The organism is Roseateles saccharophilus, from assembly GCF_031458095.1.
In the GTDB taxonomy this organism is placed as follows: domain Bacteria; phylum Pseudomonadota; class Gammaproteobacteria; order Burkholderiales; family Burkholderiaceae_C; genus Pelomonas; species Pelomonas saccharophila_A.
In genome coordinates this window covers 807727-831905 of record NZ_JAVDXU010000003.1, presented here as the reverse complement: position 1 = coordinate 831905, position 24179 = coordinate 807727, and the positions used below count along the sequence as shown (strand labels likewise).

The 24179-nt window shown below is 66.8% G+C and carries 23 protein-coding genes; 11 read left to right on the top strand and 12 right to left on the bottom strand.

From position 1 onward, the window contains the following. Position 1 precedes the first annotated feature (1 nt). Positions 2-1507 carry a lysine--tRNA ligase gene (gene lysS, locus J2X20_RS22755; RefSeq protein WP_310269924.1) on the bottom strand — a complete coding sequence of 502 codons (1506 nt, stop codon included), beginning with the start codon at positions 1505-1507 and terminating at the stop codon, positions 2-4. 44 nt (positions 1508-1551) lie between these two features. Between lysS and J2X20_RS22750 the strand changes: the two genes are divergently transcribed. Genes J2X20_RS22750 through cysC form a run of 11 tightly spaced genes read left to right on the top strand, consistent with a single transcriptional unit; the run spans position 1552 to position 13187 of the window. After that, the gene (locus tag J2X20_RS22750; protein WP_310269921.1) at positions 1552-2748 is read left to right on the top strand and encodes a lipopolysaccharide biosynthesis protein; all 1197 of its coding nucleotides are present in this window, start codon (positions 1552-1554) and stop codon (positions 2746-2748) included. Next, complete coding sequence (locus tag J2X20_RS22745; protein ID WP_409034191.1) at positions 2748-3314, top strand: acyltransferase; 567 nt, start codon at positions 2748-2750, stop codon at positions 3312-3314. Before J2X20_RS22750 ends, J2X20_RS22745 begins: the two co-directional genes overlap by 1 nt. Continuing rightward, positions 3311-4387: a glycosyltransferase gene (locus J2X20_RS22740; RefSeq protein WP_310269915.1), complete on the top strand. Its 1077-nt coding sequence runs from the start codon at positions 3311-3313 to the stop codon at positions 4385-4387. Before J2X20_RS22745 ends, J2X20_RS22740 begins: the two co-directional genes overlap by 4 nt. After that, entirely contained in the window at positions 4384-5610 is a 1227-nt protein-coding gene (locus tag J2X20_RS22735; protein WP_310269912.1) for a glycosyltransferase family 4 protein, read from the top strand. Before J2X20_RS22740 ends, J2X20_RS22735 begins: the two co-directional genes overlap by 4 nt. Beyond that, positions 5607-6275 carry a class I SAM-dependent methyltransferase gene (locus J2X20_RS22730; protein WP_310269910.1) on the top strand — a complete coding sequence of 223 codons (669 nt, stop codon included), beginning with the start codon at positions 5607-5609 and terminating at the stop codon, positions 6273-6275. The genes J2X20_RS22735 and J2X20_RS22730 overlap by 4 nt, the downstream gene beginning before the upstream one ends. 19 nt (positions 6276-6294) lie before the next feature. Further along, positions 6295-7455 (top strand): DegT/DnrJ/EryC1/StrS family aminotransferase, encoded by a 1161-nt coding sequence (locus tag J2X20_RS22725; protein ID WP_310269909.1) that lies wholly within the window; start codon positions 6295-6297, stop codon positions 7453-7455. After that, the gene (locus tag J2X20_RS22720) at positions 7452-8039 is read left to right on the top strand and encodes a sugar transferase (RefSeq protein ID WP_310269906.1); all 588 of its coding nucleotides are present in this window, start codon (positions 7452-7454) and stop codon (positions 8037-8039) included. The genes J2X20_RS22725 and J2X20_RS22720 overlap by 4 nt, the downstream gene beginning before the upstream one ends. Positions 8040-8048: 9 nt before the next feature. Beyond that, entirely contained in the window at positions 8049-9989 is a 1941-nt protein-coding gene (locus tag J2X20_RS22715) for a glycosyltransferase 61 family protein (RefSeq protein ID WP_310269904.1), read from the top strand. Positions 9990-10042: 53 nt separating this feature from the next. Then, on the top strand, positions 10043-11896 hold the full coding sequence (locus J2X20_RS22710; protein WP_310269901.1) for a polysaccharide biosynthesis protein: 1854 nt from the start codon (positions 10043-10045) through the stop codon (positions 11894-11896). Next, entirely contained in the window at positions 11896-12642 is a 747-nt protein-coding gene (locus J2X20_RS22705; protein WP_310269896.1) for a hypothetical protein, read from the top strand. The genes J2X20_RS22710 and J2X20_RS22705 overlap by 1 nt, the downstream gene beginning before the upstream one ends. Then, positions 12642-13187 (top strand): adenylyl-sulfate kinase, encoded by a 546-nt coding sequence (gene cysC, locus J2X20_RS22700; protein WP_310269894.1) that lies wholly within the window; start codon positions 12642-12644, stop codon positions 13185-13187. Before J2X20_RS22705 ends, cysC begins: the two co-directional genes overlap by 1 nt. Here the strand turns inward: cysC and J2X20_RS22695 are convergent. The 11 genes from J2X20_RS22695 to J2X20_RS22645 are packed head-to-tail and all read right to left on the bottom strand — an operon-like array spanning position 13177 to position 24148. Beyond that, the gene (locus J2X20_RS22695) at positions 13177-14529 is read right to left on the bottom strand and encodes an FAD/NAD(P)-binding protein (RefSeq protein ID WP_310269892.1); all 1353 of its coding nucleotides are present in this window, start codon (positions 14527-14529) and stop codon (positions 13177-13179) included. The genes cysC and J2X20_RS22695 overlap by 11 nt on opposite strands. Before the next feature lie 15 nt (positions 14530-14544). After that, on the bottom strand, positions 14545-15291 hold the full coding sequence (locus J2X20_RS22690; RefSeq protein WP_310269890.1) for a class I SAM-dependent methyltransferase: 747 nt from the start codon (positions 15289-15291) through the stop codon (positions 14545-14547). Further along, positions 15288-16244: a glycoside hydrolase family protein gene (locus J2X20_RS22685; protein WP_310269888.1), complete on the bottom strand. Its 957-nt coding sequence runs from the start codon at positions 16242-16244 to the stop codon at positions 15288-15290. The genes J2X20_RS22690 and J2X20_RS22685 overlap by 4 nt, the downstream gene beginning before the upstream one ends. Then, entirely contained in the window at positions 16241-17215 is a 975-nt protein-coding gene (locus tag J2X20_RS22680) for a glycoside hydrolase family protein (RefSeq protein WP_310269885.1), read from the bottom strand. Before J2X20_RS22680 ends, J2X20_RS22685 begins: the two co-directional genes overlap by 4 nt. Positions 17216-17220: 5 nt before the next feature. Beyond that, positions 17221-17892, bottom strand: coding sequence for a metallophosphoesterase family protein (locus tag J2X20_RS22675; RefSeq protein WP_310269884.1), 672 nt, complete (start codon positions 17890-17892; stop codon positions 17221-17223). Beyond that, positions 17870-18847, bottom strand: coding sequence for an ATP-grasp domain-containing protein (locus J2X20_RS22670; protein ID WP_310269881.1), 978 nt, complete (start codon positions 18845-18847; stop codon positions 17870-17872). Before J2X20_RS22670 ends, J2X20_RS22675 begins: the two co-directional genes overlap by 23 nt. Then, positions 18844-19692 carry an NAD-dependent epimerase/dehydratase family protein gene (locus tag J2X20_RS22665; RefSeq protein WP_310269878.1) on the bottom strand — a complete coding sequence of 283 codons (849 nt, stop codon included), beginning with the start codon at positions 19690-19692 and terminating at the stop codon, positions 18844-18846. Before J2X20_RS22665 ends, J2X20_RS22670 begins: the two co-directional genes overlap by 4 nt. Then, a complete protein-coding gene (locus J2X20_RS22660; protein ID WP_310269876.1) occupies positions 19689-20423 on the bottom strand; it encodes a class I SAM-dependent methyltransferase in 735 nt (244 codons plus the stop codon). Before J2X20_RS22660 ends, J2X20_RS22665 begins: the two co-directional genes overlap by 4 nt. 34 nt (positions 20424-20457) lie before the next feature. Beyond that, on the bottom strand, positions 20458-21156 hold the full coding sequence (locus J2X20_RS22655; protein ID WP_310269873.1) for a WbqC family protein: 699 nt from the start codon (positions 21154-21156) through the stop codon (positions 20458-20460). 5 nt (positions 21157-21161) lie between these two features. Beyond that, positions 21162-22277, bottom strand: a complete 1116-nt coding sequence (locus J2X20_RS22650; protein WP_310269870.1) for a DegT/DnrJ/EryC1/StrS family aminotransferase — start codon at positions 22275-22277, stop codon at positions 21162-21164. A 5-nt stretch (positions 22278-22282) separates the two neighbouring features. Beyond that, positions 22283-24148, bottom strand: coding sequence for a hypothetical protein (locus J2X20_RS22645; RefSeq protein ID WP_310269867.1), 1866 nt, complete (start codon positions 24146-24148; stop codon positions 22283-22285). Positions 24149-24179: the final 31 nt, after the last annotated feature.

The following is a 24179-nucleotide window of genomic DNA, read 5'->3' as shown; positions in this document are numbered from 1 at the left end:
GTCAGGCTTCCCGGCGCAAGGCCGGGAACAGGATGACGTCGCGGATCGACGGCGAATCCGTGATCAGCATCATCAGCCGGTCGATGCCGATGCCGCAGCCGCCGGTCGGGGGCATGCCGTATTCGAGCGCGCGGATGAAGTCGGCGTCGAAGAACATCGCCTCCTCGTCGCCGGCGTCCTTGTTGGCGACCTGGGCGTGGAAGCGCGCGGCCTGGTCTTCGGCGTCGTTCAGCTCCGAGAAGCCGTTGGCGTACTCGCGGCCGGTGATGAAGAGCTCGAAGCGCTCGGTGATCTTGGGGTTGGCGTCTGAGGCGCGGGCCAGCGGCGAGACCTCGACGGGGTAGTCGATGATGAAGGTGGGCTCCCACAGCTTCTCTTCGACGACGGCCTCGAACAGGCCGAACTGCAACTCGGCCAGGCTCCAGCGCGCCGGCGCTTCTTCACCGGCGGCAATGATCTTGGCGCGCAGCACGTCAGGGTTGTCGGCCTCTTCGCCGGTCAGCCCGGCGAACTGGATCAGCGAATCACGCACGGACACGCGGGCGAAGGGCTTGTCCAGAGCCACCGGCTTGCCAGCATAGGTCAGGGCGGCGCTGCCGGTGGCGGCGACGGCCGCATGGCGCAACACAGCCTCGGTGAAGTCCATCTGGTCGTGATGCGTCCAGTAGGCCGCATAGAACTCCATCATCGTGAACTCGGGGTTGTGCCGGACCGAGATGCCTTCGTTGCGGAAGTTGCGGTTGATCTCGAACACGCGCTCGAAGCCGCCCACCACCAGGCGCTTCAGGTAAAGCTCGGGCGCGATGCGCAGGAACATCTCCTGGTCCAGCGCGTTGTGATGGGTCTTGAAGGGCTTGGCGTTCGCGCCACCCGGGATGGGGTGGAGCATGGGCGTCTCGACCTCCAGGAAGCCGTGGTCCACCATGAAGCTGCGGATGGCCGACACGGCCTTGGAGCGCGCCGTGAAGCGCTTGCGGGCGTCCTCGTCGGTGATCAGGTCGACATAGCGCTGGCGGTACTTCTGCTCCTGGTCGGTCATGCCGTGGAACTTGTCCGGCAGCGGACGCAGGCTCTTGGTCAAGAGGCGCAGCGTCGTCACGGCGACCGACAACTCGCCAGTCTTGGTGCGCATCAGCGTACCTTCGGCGCCCAGGATGTCGCCCAGGTCCCAGTGCTTGAAGGCGTCATAGACCTCGGGGCCGACGTTGTCGATGGTCACGCGCAGCTGGATGCGGCCGGTGGCGTCCTGCAGCGTGCAGAAGCTGGCCTTGCCCATCATGCGCTTGAGCATCATGCGCCCGGCCACGCTGACCTTGATGGCCTGGGGTTCCAGCTCCTCGTTGGGTACCTCGCCGTACTGGGCCTGCAGGGGCTGGGCACGGTGCTGGGGCTTGAAATCGTTGGGGAAGGGCACCGCCGTGGCGGCCCGCAGCGCGGCCAATTTGGCGCGGCGCTCGGCGATCAGTTGGTTGTCGTCGGCAGCGGGAGTCGGAGGGGTCGTGGTCATTGCGGGCCTTCAGTCGAACCTTGGATTCTAGAATCTCGCGCCCCATGAGCTTGAAGCGCGCCACTCTCACCTTGCTAGCCGGCAGCGCGCTGGCCCAGGCCATCCCGCTTTTGCTGGGCCCGTGGATCGCCCGGCTCTACACGCCGGCCGAATACGGGCAGTTCTCGCTGGTCTGGACCGTGGCCAGCAATCTAGCGGTCGTCGGCTGCGCGCGCTACGAGTTCGCGCTGGCCCTGGAGAAGGACGAAACCGGCGCCGCGGCCTTGCTGGCTCTGTGCCTGCGCATGCTGCTGGCGATGACCGCCACGGCCGTCGTCGTGGGTGGGGCCTGGATGATCTGGGCCGACCTGCCCGCCGCCGCGGCCCTGCCGCTGATCGTGCTGGCGGCTTCGGCCAGCCAGGCCCTGGCCCAGTGGGCGGCCCGGGCGGGCCAGTTCGCCGCGCTGGCCTGGGCTCGCGTCGTGCAATGGGGCGGTGGCGCCCTGGCCCAGGTCGGTTTCGGGTTGCTGCAGGCGGGGCCCTGGGGCCTGATCGGCGGCGCCGCGCTGGCCACCGTCGCGGCTGCGGCGCTGCAAGCCCGCCCAACACCCGCCGGCGGCTGGCGTGGCCTGCTGGAGCCGCAACCCCTGCGCGAGATGGCCGCCAAGCACCGCGACTTCCCACTGCTGAACACGCCCCATGCCTTTGCCGGCGCCTTGCAGGACACTCTGGCCATCGCCCTGCTGACAGCCTGGCTGGGCTCGCCCGAGGCCGGCGCCTGGGCCCTGGCACTGCGCTATCTGAAGGCGCCCGCCTCTCTGGTCGGAGGCTCGCTGTCGCAGGCCCTCTATCCGCGGCTGACCCAGGCCGCCAGCCTCGCCGAGGGCCGCGCGCTGGTGCGCCAGAACCTGCTGCTGCTGGCGGCACTGGCCCTGCCGCTGATGCTGGCCCTGCTGGCCTTCGGACCCTGGCTGTTCGCCACCATCTTTGGCCCCGAGTGGCGCGGCGCCGGCGAGCTGGCGCGGTCGCTGGCGCCCTATGTGGCCCTGCATTTCATCGCCTCGCCGCTGTCCGTCGTGCTGATGGCCTGGGGCGCCCAGGGCTGGGGACTCAAGCTGGCCCTGGTCGGCCAGGTCCTCTTCATCGCCGGACTGGCCGCTGGGCTCTGGCTTGGTGGCCTTGCCGGCGCGGGCTGGGGCGTGTCCGCGGCGATGCTGCTCTACTTCGGCTACTTCTTTTGGGCACTGTGGACCTGGGAATGATGCGTGTCTTCATCAACCGCCTGCGTCGCCGCCTGGTGCGGCTGCTGGGCTTTCGCATGCTGTTCGGCGAGGCCGGCGCGCCGCATTCGCGCATCGCACCCAGCACCTGCATCGAGGGCGAGGCCGGCCTGCAACTGGGCGACCATGTCTTCATCGGCCAGTTCAATTTCATCGACGCCGGCGCCGGCCTCGTCATCGAGGAAGGTGTGCAGATCGCCAATTTCTGTTCCATCGTGACCCACAGCACCCACAACGCGCTGCGCGTGAACGGCCGCCGCAGCGCGACGTTGGGCGGCGAACTGCCGGGTTATCGCAAGGCCGCCATCCGCCTGGGCGCCTACAGCTTTGTCGGCCCGCACAGCCTCATCGAACCCGGAGCGGTGCTCGGCAAGGGCGCCATGCTGTGCGCCTATTCGCAGTTGCGCGGCGAGGCGCCCGACTTCGCCATCATGGCCGGCCAGCCCGCCCGCCAGGTGGGCGACACACGCGAGCGTGATGCGGCCTTGCTGGCCAGGCATCCGGAATTGCGCGAGGCCTATGCTGCCTGGTCGGGGGTGAGGCTGTGAGTCTTGGCGGCGGCCTCAAGCTCGTCCTGATCGGCGACGGCGAAAGCCCCCATCTGCTGAAGTGGGCCCGGGCGCTGAAGCCCCGGGTGCAGTTGCATGCCATCTCCTCGCGCGGCTTTCTGCCCGAGTTCCACCAGTTGCTGCCCGACGCCCAGCGCCTGGCGCTGAACACGGCGCCCGACCATGGCGGCGGCAATGTCGCGCTGATCAAGCAACTGCCCAAGGTCGGCGCCTGGCTGGCCGAGACCGATGCAGACTGGCTGCACGCCCACTACCTGACCTCCCATGGCAGCCTGGCCTGGGCAGCCCGCATGGGCTGGCGACTGCGGGCGCAGATCGCCGGCTCGGCCTGGGGCAGCGACATCCTCGTCACGCCCAACCGCGGCGGCGCCTGGCGCTGGATGACCAAGAAGGTGCTGCGCGAATGCGCCGTGACGACGTCGGACTCCCTGCACATGGCCGAACGCATGCGCGAGCTCGGCGCCAAGGAGATCATGACCTTTCCCTTCGGATTGGAAGCGCTGCCCAGGCAGAACGCGCAGAAGCAGCCCTGGCTGTGCTTTGCCAACCGCGGCCTCGAGCCCATCTACCGCCCACAGCTCGTCATCGAGGCGTTCGCGCGCATCGCCGCAGCCCAGCCCGAGGCGCGCCTCGTTGTTGCCAATGACGGCTCGCTGCGCACCGCGCTGGAGGCTGATGTCGCCGCCCGCGGCCTGGCCGACAAGGTCAGCTTCGTCGGCCGCCTCGACGCCCAGGCCCAGGCCGGCCACTACGCCCGCTCGACCTGGTTCCTCAGCTTGCCGGAGAGCGATTCGGTCTCCGTCTCGGTGCTGGAGGCCATGGCCCATGGCTGCGTGCCGCTGCTGTCCGAGTTGCCCGCCAACCGCGAGCTGATCGGTGACTCGGCGCGCGGGCTCATCGTCGGATCACTGGACGATCTGCCGGCTCGCATGGCCACACTGGACACGGCCCAGCTCGCCGTCGTCAATCGCGACTGGGTCGCGGTCAACGGGCTGTTCGAGCCCCATGTGCAGCGCTTCCTGACCCGACTGAAAGAGCTGACCCCGGCATGAGGATCCTCCTCGTCAACCACTACGCCGGCTCGCCCGCCCATGGCATGGAGTTCCGGCCCTATTACCTGGCCCGCGAATGGATCAGGGCCGGGCATGAGGTCACCATCGTCGCGGCCAGCTATTCGCATGTGCGGGCCGTGCAGCCCGAAATGGCCGGGCTGCCGCGCGAGGAGATCATCGACGGCATCCGCTACCGCTGGCTGCCCGTGCCCAGCTACCAGGGCAATGGCGTGGGCCGCTTGCGCAACATCCTGTCCTTCCTGCGCCAGCTGCGCGCCGATGCCTGGCGGCTGACGCGCGAGTTCCGGCCCGATGCCGTCATCGCGTCCAGCACCTATCCGATGGATGTCTGGGTGGCGAAGAAGCTGGCCAAACTCGCGAAGGCCAAACTGGTCTACGAGGTGCACGACCTCTGGCCGCTGTCGCTGATCGAGCTGTCCGGCATGTCGCCGCATCATCCCTTCGTGCTGATGTGTGGCAAGGCCGAGGCCGACGCCTACCGCGATGCCGATGTCGTCGTTTCCATGTTGCCTTGCGTGCATGAGCACATGGCTTCCCGGGGCCTGGACCTGAAGCGGCTGCGCATCGTGCCCAATGGCTTTGCGCCCGAGGAGTGGCAGGGAGCGAGTGCGCCTCTGGGCGAGACGCTGAAGGCGCATCTCGATGCCGAGCGCGCCGCCGGCCGCGTCATCGTGGGCTATGCCGGCTCCATGGGCCTGCCCAATGCGTTGGACGTGCTGCTCGATGCCGCCGCCAAGCTGCGCGGGCCACCGATCAGCTTCGTGCTGGTGGGCAGCGGCCACGAGGCGACGCGGCTGGCCCAGCGCGTGGAAGCCGAGGGGTTGAAGAACGTGCGCTTCTTCGCCCCCATCCCCAAGGCCCAGATCCCGACGCTGCTGAATCATTTCGACATCGCCTATATCGGCTGGCAGCGCACGCCCATCTACCGCTTCGGCATCGCGCCCAACAAGCTCATCGACTATCTGATGGCCGGCCGCGCCGTGCTGCATTCGGTCGAGGCCGGCAATGATCCGGTGGCCGAGGCCGGTGCCGGGCTGACCGTGGCGCCCGAGGATGCCGAGGCCGTGGCTCAGGGTTTGCTGAAGCTGGCGGCGCTGTCGTCCGCCGAGCGCGCGGCCATGGGCGAGCGCGGCCGCGCCTTCGCCATGGCCCATCACGCCTATCCGGTGCTGGCGGCCCGCTTCATCGAGGCCTTGTCGTGAGCGAGCTCGACCAGATCGCTCAGCGCTATGCGCGCCGCGAGACGGGTGACCGCTACAGCCTGCTGCGCCCCGAAGTCTGGCAGATGTGGCAGGAGCGCCAGCGCGAGCTCCTCAAGCTGCTTGCCACTCGCCCCGGCCGGCCGGCCGACTGGCACGCCGCCGAGGTGGGCTGCGGTGCCGGCGGCAATCTGCTGGACCTGCTGCGCCTGGGGCTGCCGCCCGCCCATCTGACCGGCATCGAACTGCTGCCCGAGCGCCTCGCCGCTGCCCGCGCAGCCCTGCCCGAGGGCGTGCGTCTGCTGGCGGGCGATGCGGCCCAGGCCGAGGTGGCGCCGGCCAGCCAGGACCTGGTGCTGCAGTCCACCGTCTTCTCCTCCATCCTCGACGACTCCCTTCAGCAGCGCGTGGCTGACGCCATGTGGCGCTGGCTCAAGCCCGGCGGCGCCATCGTCTGGTACGACTTCACCGTCAACAACCCGCGCAACCCCGACGTGCGCGGCGTGCCGCTCGCGCGCGTGCGCCAGCTGTTTCCACAGGGCCGCTTCACCGCCCGCCGCGTGACTCTGGCGCCGCCGCTGGCGCGCGCCCTTCCCGCAGCCTATGGCCTGCTCAACCTCGTCCCCTGGCTGCGCACGCATCGCCTGGTCCTGATCGAGAAACCTTGATCGTCGAAAATCCCGCCCCATGAGCGCCCAGCCCTTCCTCCCCTTTGCCCTTCCCGAGCTCGGCGACGACGAGATTGCCGAAGTCGTCGACACGCTGAAGTCCGGCTGGATCACGACCGGTCCCAAGGCCAAGCGTTTCGAGCAGGCCTTTGCCGAGTTCCTCGGTGACCCGCAGATCGAATGCATCGCCGTCAACTCGGCGACCGCCGGTCTGCACCTGGCCCTGGAGGCCATCGGACTGGGCCCGGGCGACGAGGTCATCACGACGACCCACACCTTCACGGCCACGGCCGAGGTCGTGCGCTATCTGGGCGCCGACGTTAAGCTGGTCGACATCGACCCGGCGACGCTGAACATCGACATCGCCGCCATTGAGGCCGCAATCACGCCCAAGACCCGCGCCATCCTGCCCGTGCATTACGCCGGCCTGGCCGTGGACATGCTGGCCATCCTGGACATCGCGCGCCGTCATGGCCTGCGCGTCATCGAGGACGCCGCTCATGCGCTGCCGACGACGCTGGAAAAGGAGCTGATCGGTACCCTGGGCAGCGACGCCGCTGTCTTCAGCTTCTACGCCAACAAGACCATGACGACGGGCGAGGGCGGCATGCTGGTGACGCGCAATGCCGAGCTGGCCAAGCGCGCCCGCGTGATGCGCCTGCACGGCATGAGCCGCGACGCCTTCGACCGCTTCACGGCCAAGGTGCCGAGCTGGTACTACGAGATCGTCGCGCCCGGCTTCAAGTACAACCTGACCGACATCGCTGCCGCTCTGGGCCTGCACCAGTTGAAGCGCCTGCCGGCCTTCCAGGTGCGCCGCGAGCAGATCGCGATGCGCTATCACGAGGCCTTTGCCGACCTGCCCCTCATCCTGCCGCCGGATGCGCCCGAGGGCGACACGCACTCCTGGCACCTTTACGTCATCCGCCTGGCCGACACGGCCGGCATCACGCGGGACGCCTTCATCGAAGGCATGTTCGCCGCCGGCATCGGCTGCAGCGTGCATTACGTGCCCCTGCATCAGCATCCCTATTGGCGCGACCGCTATGGCTTGACGCCCCAGCAGTTCCCGCATTCGCAGAAGGCCTACGAGCGCACCGTCAGCCTGCCGCTGTACACGGCCATGAGCGACGCGGACGTGGAGCGGGTCATCGCCGCCGTGCGAGGCCTGTTGGTTTGATCAAACGCCTGTTCGACATGGTCTGCTCGGCGCTGGGGCTGCTGGCGCTCGCACCGCTGCTGCTGCTGGCCGCCGTCTGGATCAAGCTCGATTCGCCGGGCCCGGCGCTGTTCCGCCAGACCCGCGTCGGCCGCTTCGGCGCGCCCTTCACCATCCACAAGTTCCGCACCATGCGCGTCGAGCCGGGTGCGGCCATCACCGTCGGCGCCGACCCTCGCATCACCCGCCCGGGCCACTTCCTGCGCCGGACCAAGCTGGATGAGCTGCCCCAGCTCTGGGATGTGCTGCGCGGCGCCATGAGTCTGGTCGGCCCGCGGCCGGAGCTGCCGCACTATGTCGATCTCTACCCGGCCGACCTGCGCCAGCGCGTGCTGGCCGTGCGCCCCGGCATCACCGATCCGGCGTCGCTGGCTTTCAGCCACGAGGCCGAGCTGCTGGCCGCGGCGGCCGACCCCGAGCGTGAATATCGCGAGGTCGTCCTGCCGGCCAAGCTGAGGTTGTCGGCCGAGTATGCGGCCGGTGCGCGTTTCAGCACCGACCTGAAGCTTATTCTGGCCACGTTGATGCGCGTGCTTCGCGACTGAGGGGACGATTTGCAGACGCCTGACGAACTGCTTCTGGCCGCGCGTGCATCCAGCCTTCGGGAGGATCACCGGCAAGCGCTCGCGCTGTGCGTCGCGGCGTTGCAGCAGAGGCCGGGTGATCCCCAGGGCGTGGCTTTCCTGGGGCTGTCGCTGTGGCGGGCAAGGAATTTCGCGCAGGCGGTGGACGTGCTGCAGGAGGCGCTCAAGCGCTTTCCGGCCCAGTATGAGCTGAGCCTGGCCCTGCTGGAATCGCTGCGTCACCTGGGTCGTGAGGAGCAGGCCCTGAGCTTCGCCGCGACCCTGCCGGAGAGCGTGCGCAGCCAGCGTGCGTTGCAGACCCGCCTCGAGGAACTGCAGGTATCGGTCGCGGGATTGCGACCGGCCGCCACCGTGCAGGAGACGCTGCTGAGCCTTCATGAGGAGGGCGATTTCGAGACCTTGGAAAGGCGGCTGCCTGCCTTGCTGCGGGACTACCCGCGCTGGCATTTCGGCCAGACGCTGCTGGCCTCTTGCCTGTTCATGAGCAGCGGGCGCATGCTGACGGCGCAAAGCCTTTGCATTCCCTCGGCAGCCGAGCCCGCCGCGCAGGCGGAGGGCGTGGTGCGGCGGCAGATGCGCAGGGCGATGTCCGCCGCGCGCCAGCGCGTGATGCAACAGATCGGCATCGCAATCGCGCGCTCGCCTGAAAACGCGCATGCCAGGGAGTTGCTGATCCGCACGCGCTTCGAAGAGGGCGAAGCCATCGAGGACGCCGACGTGGCGCATATCAGCGCGCAGGTGCAAAGTGCCTTGATCGGGCCCTTTCCACTCACGCCGGTATTCGACGAGAGCTTGCAAGGCATGGTCGAGTTCCGTCGCATCGAGCCCGCGAGCATCGTGGAGATACCGGCGCCGCGCAGCGTTGGTGCCCGGCCGCTGGACCTGACGGGGGCCATCGGACCGGCCCTGCTGTGCGCCCGGTACGTCGCGGACGCGGCGGGCGCCACGGTGTGTGCCGGCAGTGACATCGTGCTGCTCCCCAACGGCAGGGTGCTCGGCGACAACCTGACCCACCCCCTGGGCGAGCTTGTCAACTACCACTTCGATGCGTGGATCGTGATGGGATCCGTCTCGCAGCTCGTGCTCCGCGAGTTGCCCACGGACAGCGTGCCAGGGACGGTGATTTCCCTCCTCGGCGCCGCGGTCAGGTTCTATGGGCACTGGCTGCTCGACACGCTCATCCGTTTCCGCTCGCTCGAGCAGCATCCCGCTGCCGCCACCGCGTCCTTGCTGGTCGAGGACGACATGCCGGAGACCCACATCGAGGCGCTCCAGCTGTTGCTCGGGCCGGGCCGCGCCATTCATCGTGTGGCGAAGGGACGCTGCGCGTCGGCCGAGCGATTGCTGCTGGCCGGTCCGGAGGTCTTCTTTCCGCACGTGCTCCGCTATGGCGCACCGTCGCTGCCCTCGGTGGCGCCGTCTGCCGTGGGGGGGCTGATCTACCTGCGCGGGCGCATGCATGCCGCGGTCGGTGGCAGTCGCGCGCCGCGCGGCAGCCGGCTCCTGGTCCGGCGCCGCAGCTCGACGCGGCGGGTCGTGAACGAAGATCTGCTGAGCGAAATGCTGGTCGGGGAATGGGGGTTCGAGGAACTTCACCCGGAGACATTGAGCTTTGCCGAGCAGGTGCGGCGCTTCCGTGATGCGGACGTCGTTGTCGGCGCGCAGGGATCCGCCATGTCGAACTGTGTCTTCTGCACGCCGGGTGCGCGCGTCGTGTCGCTGTGCTCCACGTTTGCGGCCAACTTCCCCTCGTGGGCCCACGCGCTGGAGCAACTCGGCGTCGGCCACTGTTTCGTGGTGGGAGAGGCCGTAGCAGACTCCCATCCGCTGCTCATTCAACGGGATATCCATGTCGATCCGAGCCAGTTGCTCCAAGCCCTGGGCCAGTTGGGCGTGCCCCCTGTGCAGTGACGCGGCGACAAGTGCCGCCGTGACTGCATCAATCTCTTCAGGACGCACACAGCTTGCATATCGTTGATTCAATCCTGAGGCGGCGCCCCTATCGGGAGCTGTCGATCCTGCTGCTTGACCTGACGGTCGTCGCGATCGCCTGGCAGGCCACCTATCTGTTCCGTCTCGGCTTCGAGCGCTGGTTCACGGCGCGGCCCGACTATGACGGTTGGGTGCTGATGGGGCTGCTGGGCATTTACGCCGCGACGCTTGGGCTGCTGCGGGTGCCCAAGGGCATGTGGCGCTTTTCCGGCTTCGGCGAGATCAAGCGGCTGGCCCTGGCTTGCCTGCTCGCGGGACTGGTGGGTGCCACGGCCGTGCTGATGGCCCACCTGCGCGAGGTGCCGCGCGCCGTGCTCGCCCTGCACCCGGTTTTCGCGCTGATGTTGCTGGCCATGATGCGCATGGGGTATCGCATGCTGCACGAGCATCGGCGCAGCCGCACCAGCGGTAGTGGGCAGGAGCAGCGGCGCGCTCTCGTGCTGGGCGCCGGCGATGCCGGACGACTGCTGGTGGCAGGTATCCAGCACAGCCAGGGCTGGGTGGTTGTCGGCTTCCTGGATGACGATGCGACCAAAGCGGGCGGCCGCGTGGCGGGCCTGCCGGTACTGGGCGACCTGACCCAGGTCCGGCGCTTCGCCGCGGCTCATGGCGCGACCCACCTGATCGTTGCCATGCCTGCCGCCTCGGCCGCTCAACGCCGCCGTGCCCTCGACCTGGCTGGCGCGACGGGCCTGCCTTTGCTCACGGTTCCCAGCAGCGCCGAGTTGCTGGCCGGCCGGCGCCTGAACGAGGTGCGCGACATCGAGCCCGAGGACCTGCTGGGTCGGCCGCCGGTCCAGCTCGACGAGGCGGGCATCTCCGAAACCATCAGTTTGCGCACCGTCATGGTGACCGGCGCCGGGGGGAGTATTGGCAGCGAGTTGTGCCGCCAGATCGCCCGCTATGGCCCGCGGGCCATCGTGCTTTACGAGTTGAGCGAATACGCCCTCTACGCGATCGAGCAGGCGCTGGCTGAAGCCTTCCCGCATCTGCCGCTGGTGCGTGTCATCGGCGACGTGAAGGACCTGGCGCATCTGCGCGCCTGCTTCGCGCGTCATCGGCCGCAGCTCGTCTTCCACGCTGCGGCCTTCAAGCATGTGCCGCTGATGGAGGAGAACGACAACCCGGCTGCCTGCATCCGCAACAACACGCTGGGTACCTACAACGCCGCCCTGGCGGCTGCCGAGGTCGGTGTCGAGCGTTTCGTCCTGATCAGCACCGACAAGGCCGTCAATCCGACCAATGTGATGGGCGCCACCAAGCGCGCCGCCGAGATGGCCCTGGCGGCCCTGGCCCAGCGGCATCCGGGCACGCGCTTCATGGCCGTGCGCTTCGGCAATGTGCTGGGCTCCAGCGGCAGCGTGATTCCGAAGTTCAAGGAACAGATCGCCCGTGGCGGACCCGTCACGGTCACGCATCCCGATATCATTCGATACTTCATGACCATTCCCGAGGCAGCCCGCCTCGTCATCCAGGCAGCCGCGATCGGCGAAAGCGGCCAGGTGCTGGTGCTGGACATGGGCGAGCCGGTACGCATCGCCGACCTGGCGCGGCAGATGATCCGCATGAGCGGGCACTCGACCGACGACGTTCCTATCGAATACACCGGTCTTCGCCCCGGCGAGAAACTTTTCGAGGAACTCCTCGCCGACCACGAAACCAGCCTGCCGACCACCTGTACCGGCGTACGTGTTGCCCGTCTCGTCGACGACGGTGCCGGGGAACGGGTGCTGAGCGACCTTGCCTGTCTCGATACCTCCCGGCCTCGGGCTCTGCTCGGTGCCTGGCTGAGGTCTGAATTCCACGCTTCCCATTCGGAGCCTTGATGATGTTCTCTGTGTCCTACCCAACTTCCCGCGCACGGCGCGCAGCGCTGATAGCGCATGGGTTGGCGGTGTTGCTGGCCTGGATGCTGCTCATGGCAGCGTTCTCCGTGCCCACTGCGGCAGCCGCTGCGTCAGCGGTCGACGCTATGGCGGCGTTCGAACTGCCGGCCCGGCCCAGCGAGATGCTGAGCGCGCCGCAGGAGCGCTGGAAGCCGGTGCTGGCCCAGGCCGGCAAGGCATTGGACGAAACTCCTGCGGCGGACAAGAGCGCGCTGATGGGCCTGCATATTCAGCGCACCGTGCTGTTGCAGGCACAGCAGGCCTGGCCCGAGGTGCTGGAAGCGGTGCAGAAGACCCGCCAGCTGCAGGGCAGCGAAGCGGGTCGTCAGACTGCCGGGCTGCTGAACGAAGTTCTGGCGCGCCAGGCGCTCAAGGGTGGCGATGCTGCCTGGCTCAGGCAGCATCTGCGCGACCAGGTGCTTGCGATGCCGTGGGCCGACGTGGAGCCCGCCATCCGTGCGCTGCGCCAGCAGTTGGGGATCATGACGGCCGAGGGCGTTCGACAATTCGTCGTCAGCAAGATGGACGCCTCCGTCACGCTGGCGCAGAACAAGGCCAGCCTCGGTTTCGTCATGCAATTGCTTGCGCTGCGTTTTCAGCTGCTCGAAGTGCTGCCAAGGCGCGATCTGCTGATTGAAGCCTTGGACGAAGCGATTGCCCAACACAGCGGCGCGGCCGCGCGTTGATGGGAGCGGCCGTGACGAGCGCTCGCGCTCACCAAGCCCGGGTGTTGTGGCTGACTGGTCTTTCCGGCGCAGGCAAGTCCACGCTGGCCGTCGCTCTGCACCAGCGCCTGGTCAATGCGGGTGTCGGTGCCGCCGTGCTGGATGGCGACGCCGTGCGCGCCGGCCTGTGCCGCGGCCTGGGTTTCAGCCCGGAGGACAGGCGCGAGAACATCCGCCGCGTCGCCGAGGTGGCCAAGCTGATGCGCGAAGCCGGTCTGGTGGTCATCTGCGCGCTGATCTCGCCGCTGCGCGAGGACCGCGCGATGGCCCGCGACATCATCGGTGCGGCCCACTTTCGCGAAGTGCATGTGGCGACGCCGCTGGAGGTCTGCGAGCGGCGCGACCCCAAGGGCCTGTACCGCAATGCGCGGGCCCATGCGCTGGCCCAGTTCACCGGCGTGTCGGCGCCCTACGAGGAACCGCAGGCGCCCGACCTGCGCATCGACGCCAGCCGCGACGACGCGAGCGAGGCCGTGGCGGCGCTGGAGGCCCTGCTCAGGGCTTGATCAGTTGCGCCGCGAGGGCTGCGGCGTGTTCACGCAGTTCGGGCACGGCCGTCGCTTCCCAAAGCTGGGCGCGCAGATGCGGTCCGATGTAGTGGAGGCCGGACTGACCTTCGCCGGATGCAGCGCGGATGCGATAGCCCTCGTCCACCAGCAAGCCCAGGCCATGGGCGCAGGGCGTGAGCCGGCCGGCCTGCTGCAGGCGCCACAGCAAGGGTGACGAACCAGCATCGATGGCCGAGCTCGGACCCGAGCAGTTGACGATGCAGCTGGCGTCAAAGGTCTCGACGCCGGCCTTGCCACGGCCTCTCCAGCCCAGCTGCAGTCGCTTGTCGAGGGCCTGGACGGACACGACCCGGCCGGCTGCCTGGCGCAAGCGTCCGCTGGCGAGGTCTCCTTCGAGCACCGCCCGGGCCTGGGGCGCTGCGCGGTGGCGGTGCACGTCCCAGTAGGGCAGCAGATGGCGCAGGAACTGGCCGCGGCCACGCGCATCGAGGGCCTGCCAGGCCTTGGGCGTTTCGGCGCGGAAGGCGGCCCAGACGTCGCGCCAGTCCACGCCCGCCGCATGGGCGCGTGCCAGCTCGGCGCGAAAGAGGCGCAACTGCCGACGCAGCGGCTGGCTGCTGGCGATGGCGGGATCGATGGCCCAGGGCTTGGGTGGCCCCTCGTTGCGGCGATGGCCCTGCGGCAGCAGGCCGCGGCGAGACAGGGCCAGCACCGGGCCGCGGTGGCCGCGGGCGCGCAGTGTGATCAGCACGTCCAGCATGGTCAGGCCGCTGCCGATCAGGGCAACCGGCGCGTCGGGCGCCAGCTCTTCCAGCGCAGCGGCGGCCCATGGATCGGCGACATAGTCCGCAAGGCCGGCCAGCGCTGGATGGGGGGGGCGGGGCGCCAGATGGCCGATGGCGAGGATGACGGCGTCGAATTTCGCCGCAGTGCCGTCGGCAAAGCTCAACTGCCAGCCACCGGGAAAGGGCTGGCAATTGTCCACCAGAGCGACTCGCTGGCGCAGCGCCACGCCGGCGCATGCGGCGGCGCGCTGTTCCAGCGCCGACTGCAGATAGTCGCCATAGCGCTGGCGCGAGACGAACTCGTGGCCGTCGACGGCGTCGTCTTCACGGCGCAGCCAATCGACGAAGTGACCTGGCTGGGCCGGATCCAGGCTCATGCGTGCCGCCGGCACATTGAGCAGGTGGTCGGCCGAGTGGGTGCCATAGGCCAGGCCGCGCGCGAAGCGGCCCGAGCCGTTGATCATCGTGATCGAGCTGCCGGCCGGCAGGCGGCCCAGCAGCTGCCAGGCGACGGCGACGCCGCTGAAGCCGGAGCCGACGACGGCGACGTGCATGCCGGGCTCAGCCTCTCAAGCCCCGGCTTCGCAGACCAGGTAGATGGACGAGCAGAGGTCGGGGTATTGCTGGCCGAGCTGGAAGCAGCCTTCCAGATAGGCCGGCGTGATGATGTCCGTCTTCAGCAGGCGGTCCCACTGGAAGTTGGCCAAGGCCTTGAAGAAGATGCCCGAGCGATGGATGACCTTGAGGCCGGCGCGGGTGGCGTCGCGCTCCAGCGTGTCCAGCGCATAGGTGATGCGGTGGCCGTGCTCAGCCTCGGCCGGCGTGACGGCGGCGTTGTGGTCGATGAGGCCCATCTTGACGGCAATCTGGCGCGACGGCGCATTGGCGTTGGGGCAGGCCAGGAAGAAGCGGCCGCCCGGCGCCAGCCATTCGCGGTTGATGCGCGCGAGCACGGCGATGGGATCGTCCAGATGCTCCAGCACATGCGTCATGACGATGTTGTCGTAGCGGCGCGGCAGCTGGACGGTCTCGAACATCGAGTTGAAGTAGGCGAAATCCGGCTTCAGTGCGCGAGCTTCCGCGATCGCTTCGTCCGAGGCCTCCACGCAACTGATGTCAGAGAAATGCTCAGCCAAGCGTCGCGTGAAGTTGCCCTTGTAGCTGCCGAGCTCCAGCATGCTGCCGGGGCGGAAGAAGGGCTGGAAGGAACGCACCATGAGCGGGTGCATCACGTCGAAGTCGAAGCCGTAGGCGTACTTCTCGCTGGCGATGTTGCCGGTGTCGTTCAGCTCTTTGTTGTAGTCGCGATTGCTCATGTCGATTCCAGTTGAGCCAGGCCGAATCCGCCGCGGCCAAATTCATTGCCGTTGTAGAGCATGTAGACCTTGTCATCGACGCGGAACACATGGGGGTAGCACTGCATCTGCGAGTCCCAGCCCTCGGGCGAGACGTCGATGCCGGCCTGCGCATCGTCGCGCGTCCAGTTGCGCATGTCGTCGGACCAGGCATAGCCGATCCGGTAGGCGCGCCGGCTGTCGGTGCGAAAGCCATAGGCCTCGCGATAGCAGAAATACATGTGAAAGCGCCCGTCGATCTCAATCACCGTCGGCAGTGCCTGGCACTCGTCCTCGTTGAGGCGGTCGGCGACGATCAATCGCCCGTCGCGCTGCCATTCGATACCGTCGCGCGAGCTGGCGTAGGCGATCTTGTAGATGCGGTCCGGCGCCTCGGTCGGGCTGAAGCGCTTCCACTGGGTACCGTAGATGTACCACATGTGATACAGCCCATCGCGCTTGAGCACGAAGGAGTCGGCCACCAGGAAGGGCTCGTGCAGCGAGGCGGCCATGACCGGCCCGGTGCCATGCTTGACGAAGCTCAGGCCGCCGTCGGTGCTGATGGCCAGGCCGATGGACGCGTCGGCGGAGACCGAGACCTTGCGATTCCAGCCGGTCGTGTAGGCCAGCACGCGGTCGCCATCGTCGAACACATGCATGGGGAAGATGCCGTGTTCGTCAAAGCAGCCCAGCCCGCCCAGTTCGATCACGGCGCGCGGCGACACGTCCAGGATGCGCTGCATCGACCGGTCGAAGTCCACGAAGCCGACATGGCTCAGGAATTTGCCCACGGCGTCACGGGCCCGGGTGGAGAAAAACACCCGCACGCGGTCCGGCAGCACCAGGGTTTGCGGCGACTGGGCGTAGCCGATGCAATCCGGCAGCAGTCCATGGGCGGCCGGGTCGAACACCGGGCCGAGCTTGTTCCATTTCATCGCTGGCTCCAGCGCTGCGGGTTCTCGAGAAGCGCCAGGCCGATGCCGGTGCGGCCCATCTGGTTGCCCTGGTAAAGCATGTAGAAGGCACCGTCCAGTTCGAACACATGCGGGTAGCAGACCATCTCGGCGTCCCAGCCTTCGGCGGACAGGGACATGCCGGCCGCGTCGTCGTCGCGCGTCCAGTGGCGCAGGTCTTCCGACCAGGCGTAGCCGATGCGGTAGCCGCCTTCACCGGTCTTGTAGTTCTGGGCCTGGCGGTAGGAATAGAACATGTGAAAGCGCCCACCCTGCTCGATGACGTCGGCGCAGGCCTGGCATTCCTCGTCGCCGAGCTTGGCCGGCAGCAGATCCTGCCCGTGCTTGACCCAGTCCACACCGTTCTGCGAAGTGGCCATGCGCAGCCGGTAGATGGGCTCGGGGCGGACGGCGGTCTTCAGCCAGGCCTTGCCCGCGACGTACCAGAGGGTCCAGGTGTCGCCGAACTTGCGGATGCGTGGGCTGCCCAGCAGGTAGGGCTCATCGGGGCTGTAAGACAGCACCGGACCGGCGCCAATGCGGGCGAAGCTGTGGCCTTCGTCGCGGCTGACGGCCATGCCGATGGCGGCGTTGAAGGGGACGGATTCGCAACGCGTCCAGCCGGCGTAATAGACCCGCATTTCGTCGCCGTTGCGGATCACCGAGATCGGGTTGCTGCCGAATTCATCGAAGGCGCCGAAGCCGCCCAGCGGCATCGCCGGCGCATCGCCCACCCGGAGCACCCGCGTCGGGTCGTCTCGCGCCACATCTAGGTAGGCCAAGTAGCTCATGTACTGGCCATCGGCGCTGGGCGCCGGGCGGGTGCAGAAATAGACGCGCACGAAATCGTCGAACACCACGGCCGACGGCGACTGGGCGTATTCCTTCATCCAGCTGTCGCCGGGCAGATCGGCCGGTGTGAACAGCCGCCCCAGTTTCTTCCACTTGAACATGTCGTTTACAGCTTCCGCAGATTGCGCGCACCCGTCTTGAGTCCGCCGTAGTAGTAGTCGTCAAAGCCGGCTGCGTGCATCAGATCGAACACCGGCTGCATGTCGTACTCCACGCGGTGCAGCGTGAACTCCGCGCCATCAAAGGTTGCGAAGGCCGCACGGGGGTCGCCGTCACGCGGCTGGCCGACCGAGCCTGGGTTGCAATAGGTTTTGGTGGGCGATTTGTGAATCAGCTGGATGTGGGTGTGGCCGGACACGAAATAGCGGCCGTCCACTTTGTCGAAGTATTCGTCACTGGGCTTGAGATATTCGTCGATGGGATCGGCCCAGCCGCCGTGCACGACGCGCAGATCGCCAACGCGCTGCTGTGTCGGCAGCGATTGCAACCATTCCACATGGCGCGGTTCGATGATGCGCCGTTGGTAGACCAGGCAGTCGTTGACGCTGCGTGAGCGCGGGCAGAAGCCGCCCCCGGCCATGTACCAGTCGTGATTGCCCATCACGGTCGGAATCTTGCGCGCCTGCAGTTCGGCGCAGCATTCATTGATCTGCGCGTAGTAGCCGACCACGTCACCGGCGCAATAGATCTGATCGACGCCCATGCCGTCGATGGCGGCCAGCACCTGCTTCAGCGCCTCGTAGTTGCCGTGGATATCAGAGATGAACGCCAGCTTCATAAAAAATGCAATCTTCGGTATAGCGCACGGCGCGGCCGGCGCGGATCGCGGGCTGCTGCGGCAGGCGACCTTCCAGGTAGAAGTCGACCGCCATCGCGCATTCGTTGTAGCCGAAAGCCGTGCGGATGGAAGTAGACGAAGAGACCCGCGGATTGATCTCCAGCAGCTTGGGACCGCCTTCGCACAGCCGGTATTGGAAGTTGGTCGGGCCGAGAGGCTTGAACAACCGGCACAAGGCCCGCGTCGTTTCCAGGAAATCGTCATTGGCGACCACCTCAGCCTTCTCGGTGAAGCCGTCGCGCGACAGCCGGCGCTTCAGCGTCATCAGCGCACTGAGCCCGCCCTGGCCGTCGCAGAAGGCCGAGGTCGTGTACTCGGCGTCGTCCTGACCGACGATGGGCTGGGCCATGAGGCCGCGGCCCAGTTCCGCGGCATGCGGCTCGAACTGTGCGCTATCCCCGACCCTGACAATGCCTTTGGAGGCAAAGCCGCGGCGCGGCTTGAGCAGGAAGGGCAGGCCGAAGGCAGCGGACAGCGAATCGAACGTGCCCTCCAGCGCGCTGGGAATGGCGCAGGCCACGCCCGCGTCGCGCAGGCGCTCGTAGAAGCGCCACTTGTCGCGGCACAGCTCGATCAATTGCGGCTCGTTGAGCACCGGCTGAGCGCCGGCGGCGCGGATCTCGGCGGCGTGATCGGCCCAGAAGTAGAGGTCCGCTTCGATGCCGGGGATCAGCAACTCGACCTCGTGCCTGCGGATGACGGCCGTCAGCCAATCCAGGTAGCCGGGGTCGGAGGTCAGGGGCGCGCGCTCGAACAGATCGCAAAAGGCGGGGGCGACCGAGTCCTCGTAGATCGTCGTGCCGATCAGGCGCAGGCCCGCAGGGTGCTGGCGCAGCGCCTTCAACGAGCCGTAGCCGACGATGCCGCTGGCGCCGGAGACCAGCACCGTCCTCATGCCCGCACTCCCTGGCGGCGCGCTTCCATCCGCATGCCCTCGGCCAAAGTGATGCGGGGCTGGATGCCGAGCGTGTCGAACAGCGTCGGGTCGATGGGCAGCACGTTGTCCAGAACGTCGGGGCGCGACGGGTCAAAGTCGACACGGCTGGCGCTGCCGAAGGCCTGCACGGCAGCCCGCGCAATCTCTCCGAAACCGTGGTCTTTCGGGTACTGGCAGGCAAACGTCCCCGCAAGGCCCTGCTCGATGCAGGCAGCGACGGCCGCGGCCACGTCGTCGATGTGGATGAAGTTGCGCTGGGCATCGTGACCGCCGAACAGCGTGATGTCCTCGCCCTTGGCGGCCTTGTCGATCAAGGTGCACAGGAAAGGCTGGTGCCGCCGCGTTGCTTCCCCGGCGCCGTAGAACTGCGAGGGGCGCAGCACAGTCAGCTTCGTGGTTTGCGAGCGAGACCAGAGCTGCAGCAGTTCGTCGGTCTGGCGCTTGGTTGCCGCATAGGCGCTGAAGAAGGGCGAACTGCTCGGCAGCAGCGCAAAGATGCTCGAGACTTGCAGGAAGTGGGCAACCCCGGCGCGCGCGCAGGCTTCGGCCAGCCGCAGCGTGCCCTGCACATTGATGGCCACGGCCTGGTCCATCGCCGCGGCAGTGGTGCCGCCGAAATGGCTGGCGGTGTTGACGACGACGTCGAACCCTTGGGGCAGCACCATGCCTTCAGCGCTCGCCGCCAGGTCAAGTTCGTGGTCGCAGCCCTGCCGGCCAGCGGTGTGCACCTGCGCGAAGCGCTCAAGCGCGGGCCGCAGTGCGGTGGCCAGCGACGAGGTGCCGCCGACGATCAGAACTTTCATGCCGCCGCCTTGCCGGCGCTGATCTCGGCCAGGATGCCGCAGCTCAACTCCGGATAGTCGACACCGAGCCGGCAAAGCGACTGGATGAGATCCGGCGACAGATTCAGCGACACCATCTGGCGCGTCGTCAGCGGCTTCAGGTAGATGCCCTCCAGCCGATCGACCTGGCAGCCCACCTGTTCGACGTCGGCGCTCAGCGTTTCCACCGTGTAGTAGCGCTTGTGACCGAGCAGCAGGTCATTCTCCGAGAGCGCCTCCATGTCCGGCAGCAGCCCGGCCAGATGACCGAGCCGGCGGTTCATCACCGCGGCGTTCGGTACGGCGATGAACATCCGTCCGCCGGGGGCGAGGAGGTGCTTGTAGCGCTCGATGATCAGCCGCGGGTCATCCACGTGTTCGAGGATGAAGCCCATCACGATCACGTCGAAGCGCTCGTCGGTGTCGAAGTTCTCGAAATAGGTCTCGACGACTTCCGCCCGGCAGGCCGGGAAGCGGCGCTGGAAGTTCTCGATCACCGCGCCCGACCCTTCGAGCACCAGATGGCGATCGAACAGGCGAGAGAAGTTGTCAGTGGAGAAGCCATGGCCCAGACCGAGTTCCAGCAGCGACCGGGCGCCGGCGCTGTGCAACGCGATGCGCTGCGGATACCAGTTCAGCAGGATCTCGTTGTCGAAGTCGTACAGGTTCTTGCCGCTGTAGGCTTCAACGTGGGCGTCTAGGGTGTTGGTCATCTCAGATACCGAGGCCGCGCAGGGCGCGCATCCTTCAGGAAAGCTCGTAATTCTTGGTCAGGAAGCCGTGCGTCTGTTCGGCCGAGTTGAACATCAGCACGTCGACAATGGAAAGCCAGGGCACGAAGGGGGCGCCGAACTGCGCGTACTCGAACGGCCGGGCCTTGTGGAAGAGCAGTTCCACGCCCCGGGCCGCAAAGGCCTCGCGCTCGTAAAGCTCCATGCCGCCGATGGCGTTGACATAGGTCGTGGCGCCCAGGGCCTTGCAGATTGCCAGCACCTTGTCCTGGGCCCGGAGGCTTTCGTCATGCGGCACTTCGGACGACACGATGAGGCGTGTCGTCAAACCCAGCCGGTCGCGCACCTTGACGATGGATTGCCAGAGGTAGTCGAACAGGTTGTTGGCGGGGTCGAGGACGATGTCCTGCAGCCAGGGGCGCAGCGCGTCGAATTGCGGCGCCTTGCGGTAGGTGCCCTCAAACTGTGCGATCAGCTTGCGGCGGTCGAAGCTGGGGGCCAGTTCGCGTTCGCTGACCAAGAGCTGATCCGAGCCTTGAGCCAGCGGTAGCGAAAAGGTGGCTGCATCGCCGTTGAGCAGCATGCGATTGCGGTTGATCCAGCCCTTCTTGGTGTACTTGATGCGGTCGTAGACGACGAAGGCATCCACCGCCCCCATCAGCTGCCAGTAGCCGATGTAGGGCAGAAAGTAGGGCTGCATGATGGCCAGCCGCATGGGACTTACGTGCGCAGTGCGCGGATCACGTTGACGACCTGGTCTTGTTGATCCGGCGTCAGCCCCGGGTAGATCGGCAGGCACAGCACCTGGTCAGCCGCGCGCGTGGCAATCGGCAGGTTGGCCGGCGCGGCAGAGGCCAGGGCGCGGTACATGGGGAAGCTGCTGATCAGCGGATAGAAATAGCGGCGAGCGTAGATGTTCTTGTCGCGCATGGCCGTGTAAAGGCCGTCGCGAGCGACGCCGTAGTCCGGCTTCACGAGAATCGGGAAATAGGAATAGTTGTGCTTGCTGCCGGGGCTGGGAGGCAGGCATTCGATGCCGGGGATGTCCGCCAGCATGCTGCGGTAGCGCTGGTCGACCTCGCTACGCTGGCGCAGCGCTTCGTCCACATGGTTGAGCTGCAGCAGGCCAAGCGCTGCATTGAACTCACTCATCTTGCCATTGATGCCAGGCGCGACGACGGTGGTTTCATCGTAGAAGCCAAAGTTCTTCAGCTGGTCGATTCGCAACTTGGTCTTGGCGTCCTTGCAGACGATGGCGCCGCCCTCGAAGGTGTTGAAGACCTTGGTGGCGTGGAAGCTCAGCACCGACAGGTCGCCGGCATTCAGCACGCTCTGGCCGTCGGACTCGACGCCGAAGGAGTGGGCCGCGTCGTAGATGACCTTGAGGTTGTAGGTGTCGGCGATGCGCTCGATGGCCGCCACGTCGCAGGGGTGGCCATAGCAGTGCACCGGCATGATGGCCGTGGTCTGCGGCGTGATGGCGGCCTCGATCTTGGCCGGATCCAGATTCAGGTTGACCGGATCCACGTCGACGAAGACGGGCTTGATGCCATTCCACAGCAGCGAGTGGGCCGTCGCGACAAAGGAATAGGGCGTCGTGATGACTTCGCCGGTGATGCGCAGCGACTGCAGCGCCGTCAGCAGGGCCAAAGTGCCGTTGGAGAACAGGGCGATCTCGGGCACGCCCAGGTATTCGCACAGCGCCCGCTCGAACTTCTGGTGCATCGGGCCGCCGTTGGTGAGGAACTTGCTGTCCCACACCTCCTTCAGATAGGGCAGGAATTCCTCCAGCGGCGGCAGATGGGGCTGGGTGACGTAGATGGGTTTCTGGCTCATGGGATTCAGGCGGGGATGGGTTCGCCGACCTTCAGCAGATGCTGGGAGCTGGCCTGAAGGGCCTCGTGGTTGCGATAGATCCAGTCCATGGCGTCGACGAACTCGTGTTCGTCTTCCGGTCGAGGTGCCTGGAAGAGCTTGGCCTTGACGTCGGTTGCCTTCAACTGGTCGACGATGCTCTTGCGGGCTTCGTCGTCGTGGATCAGCTTCATGGCGGTCTCGAAGTAGCTCTCGTCGCTGTCGGCGACCAGCCAGGAGGGCAGACCGACCAGCCGCATCACATCGCGGTCGCCGATGCTCAGCACTTCGTTGGCGTAGTAGGCGACCGTCGGGATCCCCAGCAAGCAGGTATCGACCGTGCTGTTGGTGTTGCCGAACGGGAACGCGGCCAAGGCCAGGTCGCAACGCGCCAAGACATTCAGGAAAGCTTGGTACTGGCGAGAAGGTTCCAGGGTGAAGTAGCGGAATCGTCGTTCGAACACCTGGCGGATGCGGTCATACATGACACCCGCCGCGCTGGCAAAGAAATGGAAATGCAACGGGCGCTTCGCCTCGGTTTCCATGCGTTCGCACATGGCCAGGAAGCGCGGCGACAGCTTCATCAGCGAGCTGTTGACGGCGATGTGCAGCCGGCCGTCCTCGAAAGGCTTCGCTTCAATGGCGAAGTTGATTGACTCGCTGTACGGAGCAAACTGGCCCCACGCCTGCCGTTCGATGACCTTCTTGCCGAACTCCCCGGACGCCTCGCCATGTCCCGCCTGAACGAGGGCATAGTCCATGGTGTCCATCATGGCAGGCGCAGGGTGGCCGAGCGTCATCAACTGGATAGGCGCAAAACGCTGGTTTGACGTCATCTGCGTCCATTCCGACATGCCCAGACTGGGGTAGTAGATGATGTCCGGCTCCAAGCGGACGATGCGCGCGCCGATCTCCTTCAGCGGTATGCCGCTCTCAAGGATAGACACTTCGTCGAAGAGCTCGTGCGTGTCCGGGGTGATGAAACCGGCGGTTGCCATGCAGATCGTGCGGAATCGTTCCTTCAACTGCTTGAGGCCCGCCGCGTAGCTGCGGTGCATCGCGTGCCCGGCATTCATGCGTTCCGCGCATATCAACAAGGTGGGCTTGTCGACCAGGCGTCGCTCGCTCGGGCGGCTCTTGAGGCCTCCCAGCTTGTTCAGGCGGCGCCAGACCTCGTTGAGGCTGCGCTTGATGTCATGCTTGCGAGGGTGATCTGCGTAGCTGCAGTGCATCCAGGCCGAAGTCATCGCCTGGACGATGCCTTGGGTCGGATTGGCGGTTTCGATTCGCGAGCAATGCTCAATCAGGATGCTGCGATTTTCCTCCCCGCGCGCGTGGTGGACGAAAGGCGCGGTGAACCAGCCGACCATCAACGGCAGCAATTGGTCCGGTGGCAGCTTGAGAACGCCCTGGATCAATTCCGGCGGCAGCGCGTCGAGCGAATAGAAGAGAGAGAGGACGAAGACCTGGTTGGCGCGCAACATCACGCTACCATCGGCGTTGCGCTGGCCGTTGTAGCGCAGCAGGTGGAAAGGTCCTTCGTAGCCGCTCAGCTCGAAGATCGCTTCCAGCATGGGCTTGCGGCCAGCGAGGAATTCGATTTGGGCGAGATCGATCAGGAAGTCCGGGCTGCAGATCAGCGCCGAAATCATGGCGGCGATCCGCGTGTATGCAGCCCGGCGTTCCTCTGGAGGGGACGTCGGCGGCAGGATGCCGAAGGGCGAGCGTTGCGTGCTCATGGTGTTCAGCAGCTCAAGCAACAACTGCACGCCCTGCTTGGTCTGCCTTTGGAAGACCGCGCGCTCGAGGCGATCCAACAAATCGTCGATGACGTTATCTTTTTGTGTTTCCATGGGAAGGAGCGCGCGACACCGCGCCTCGTGC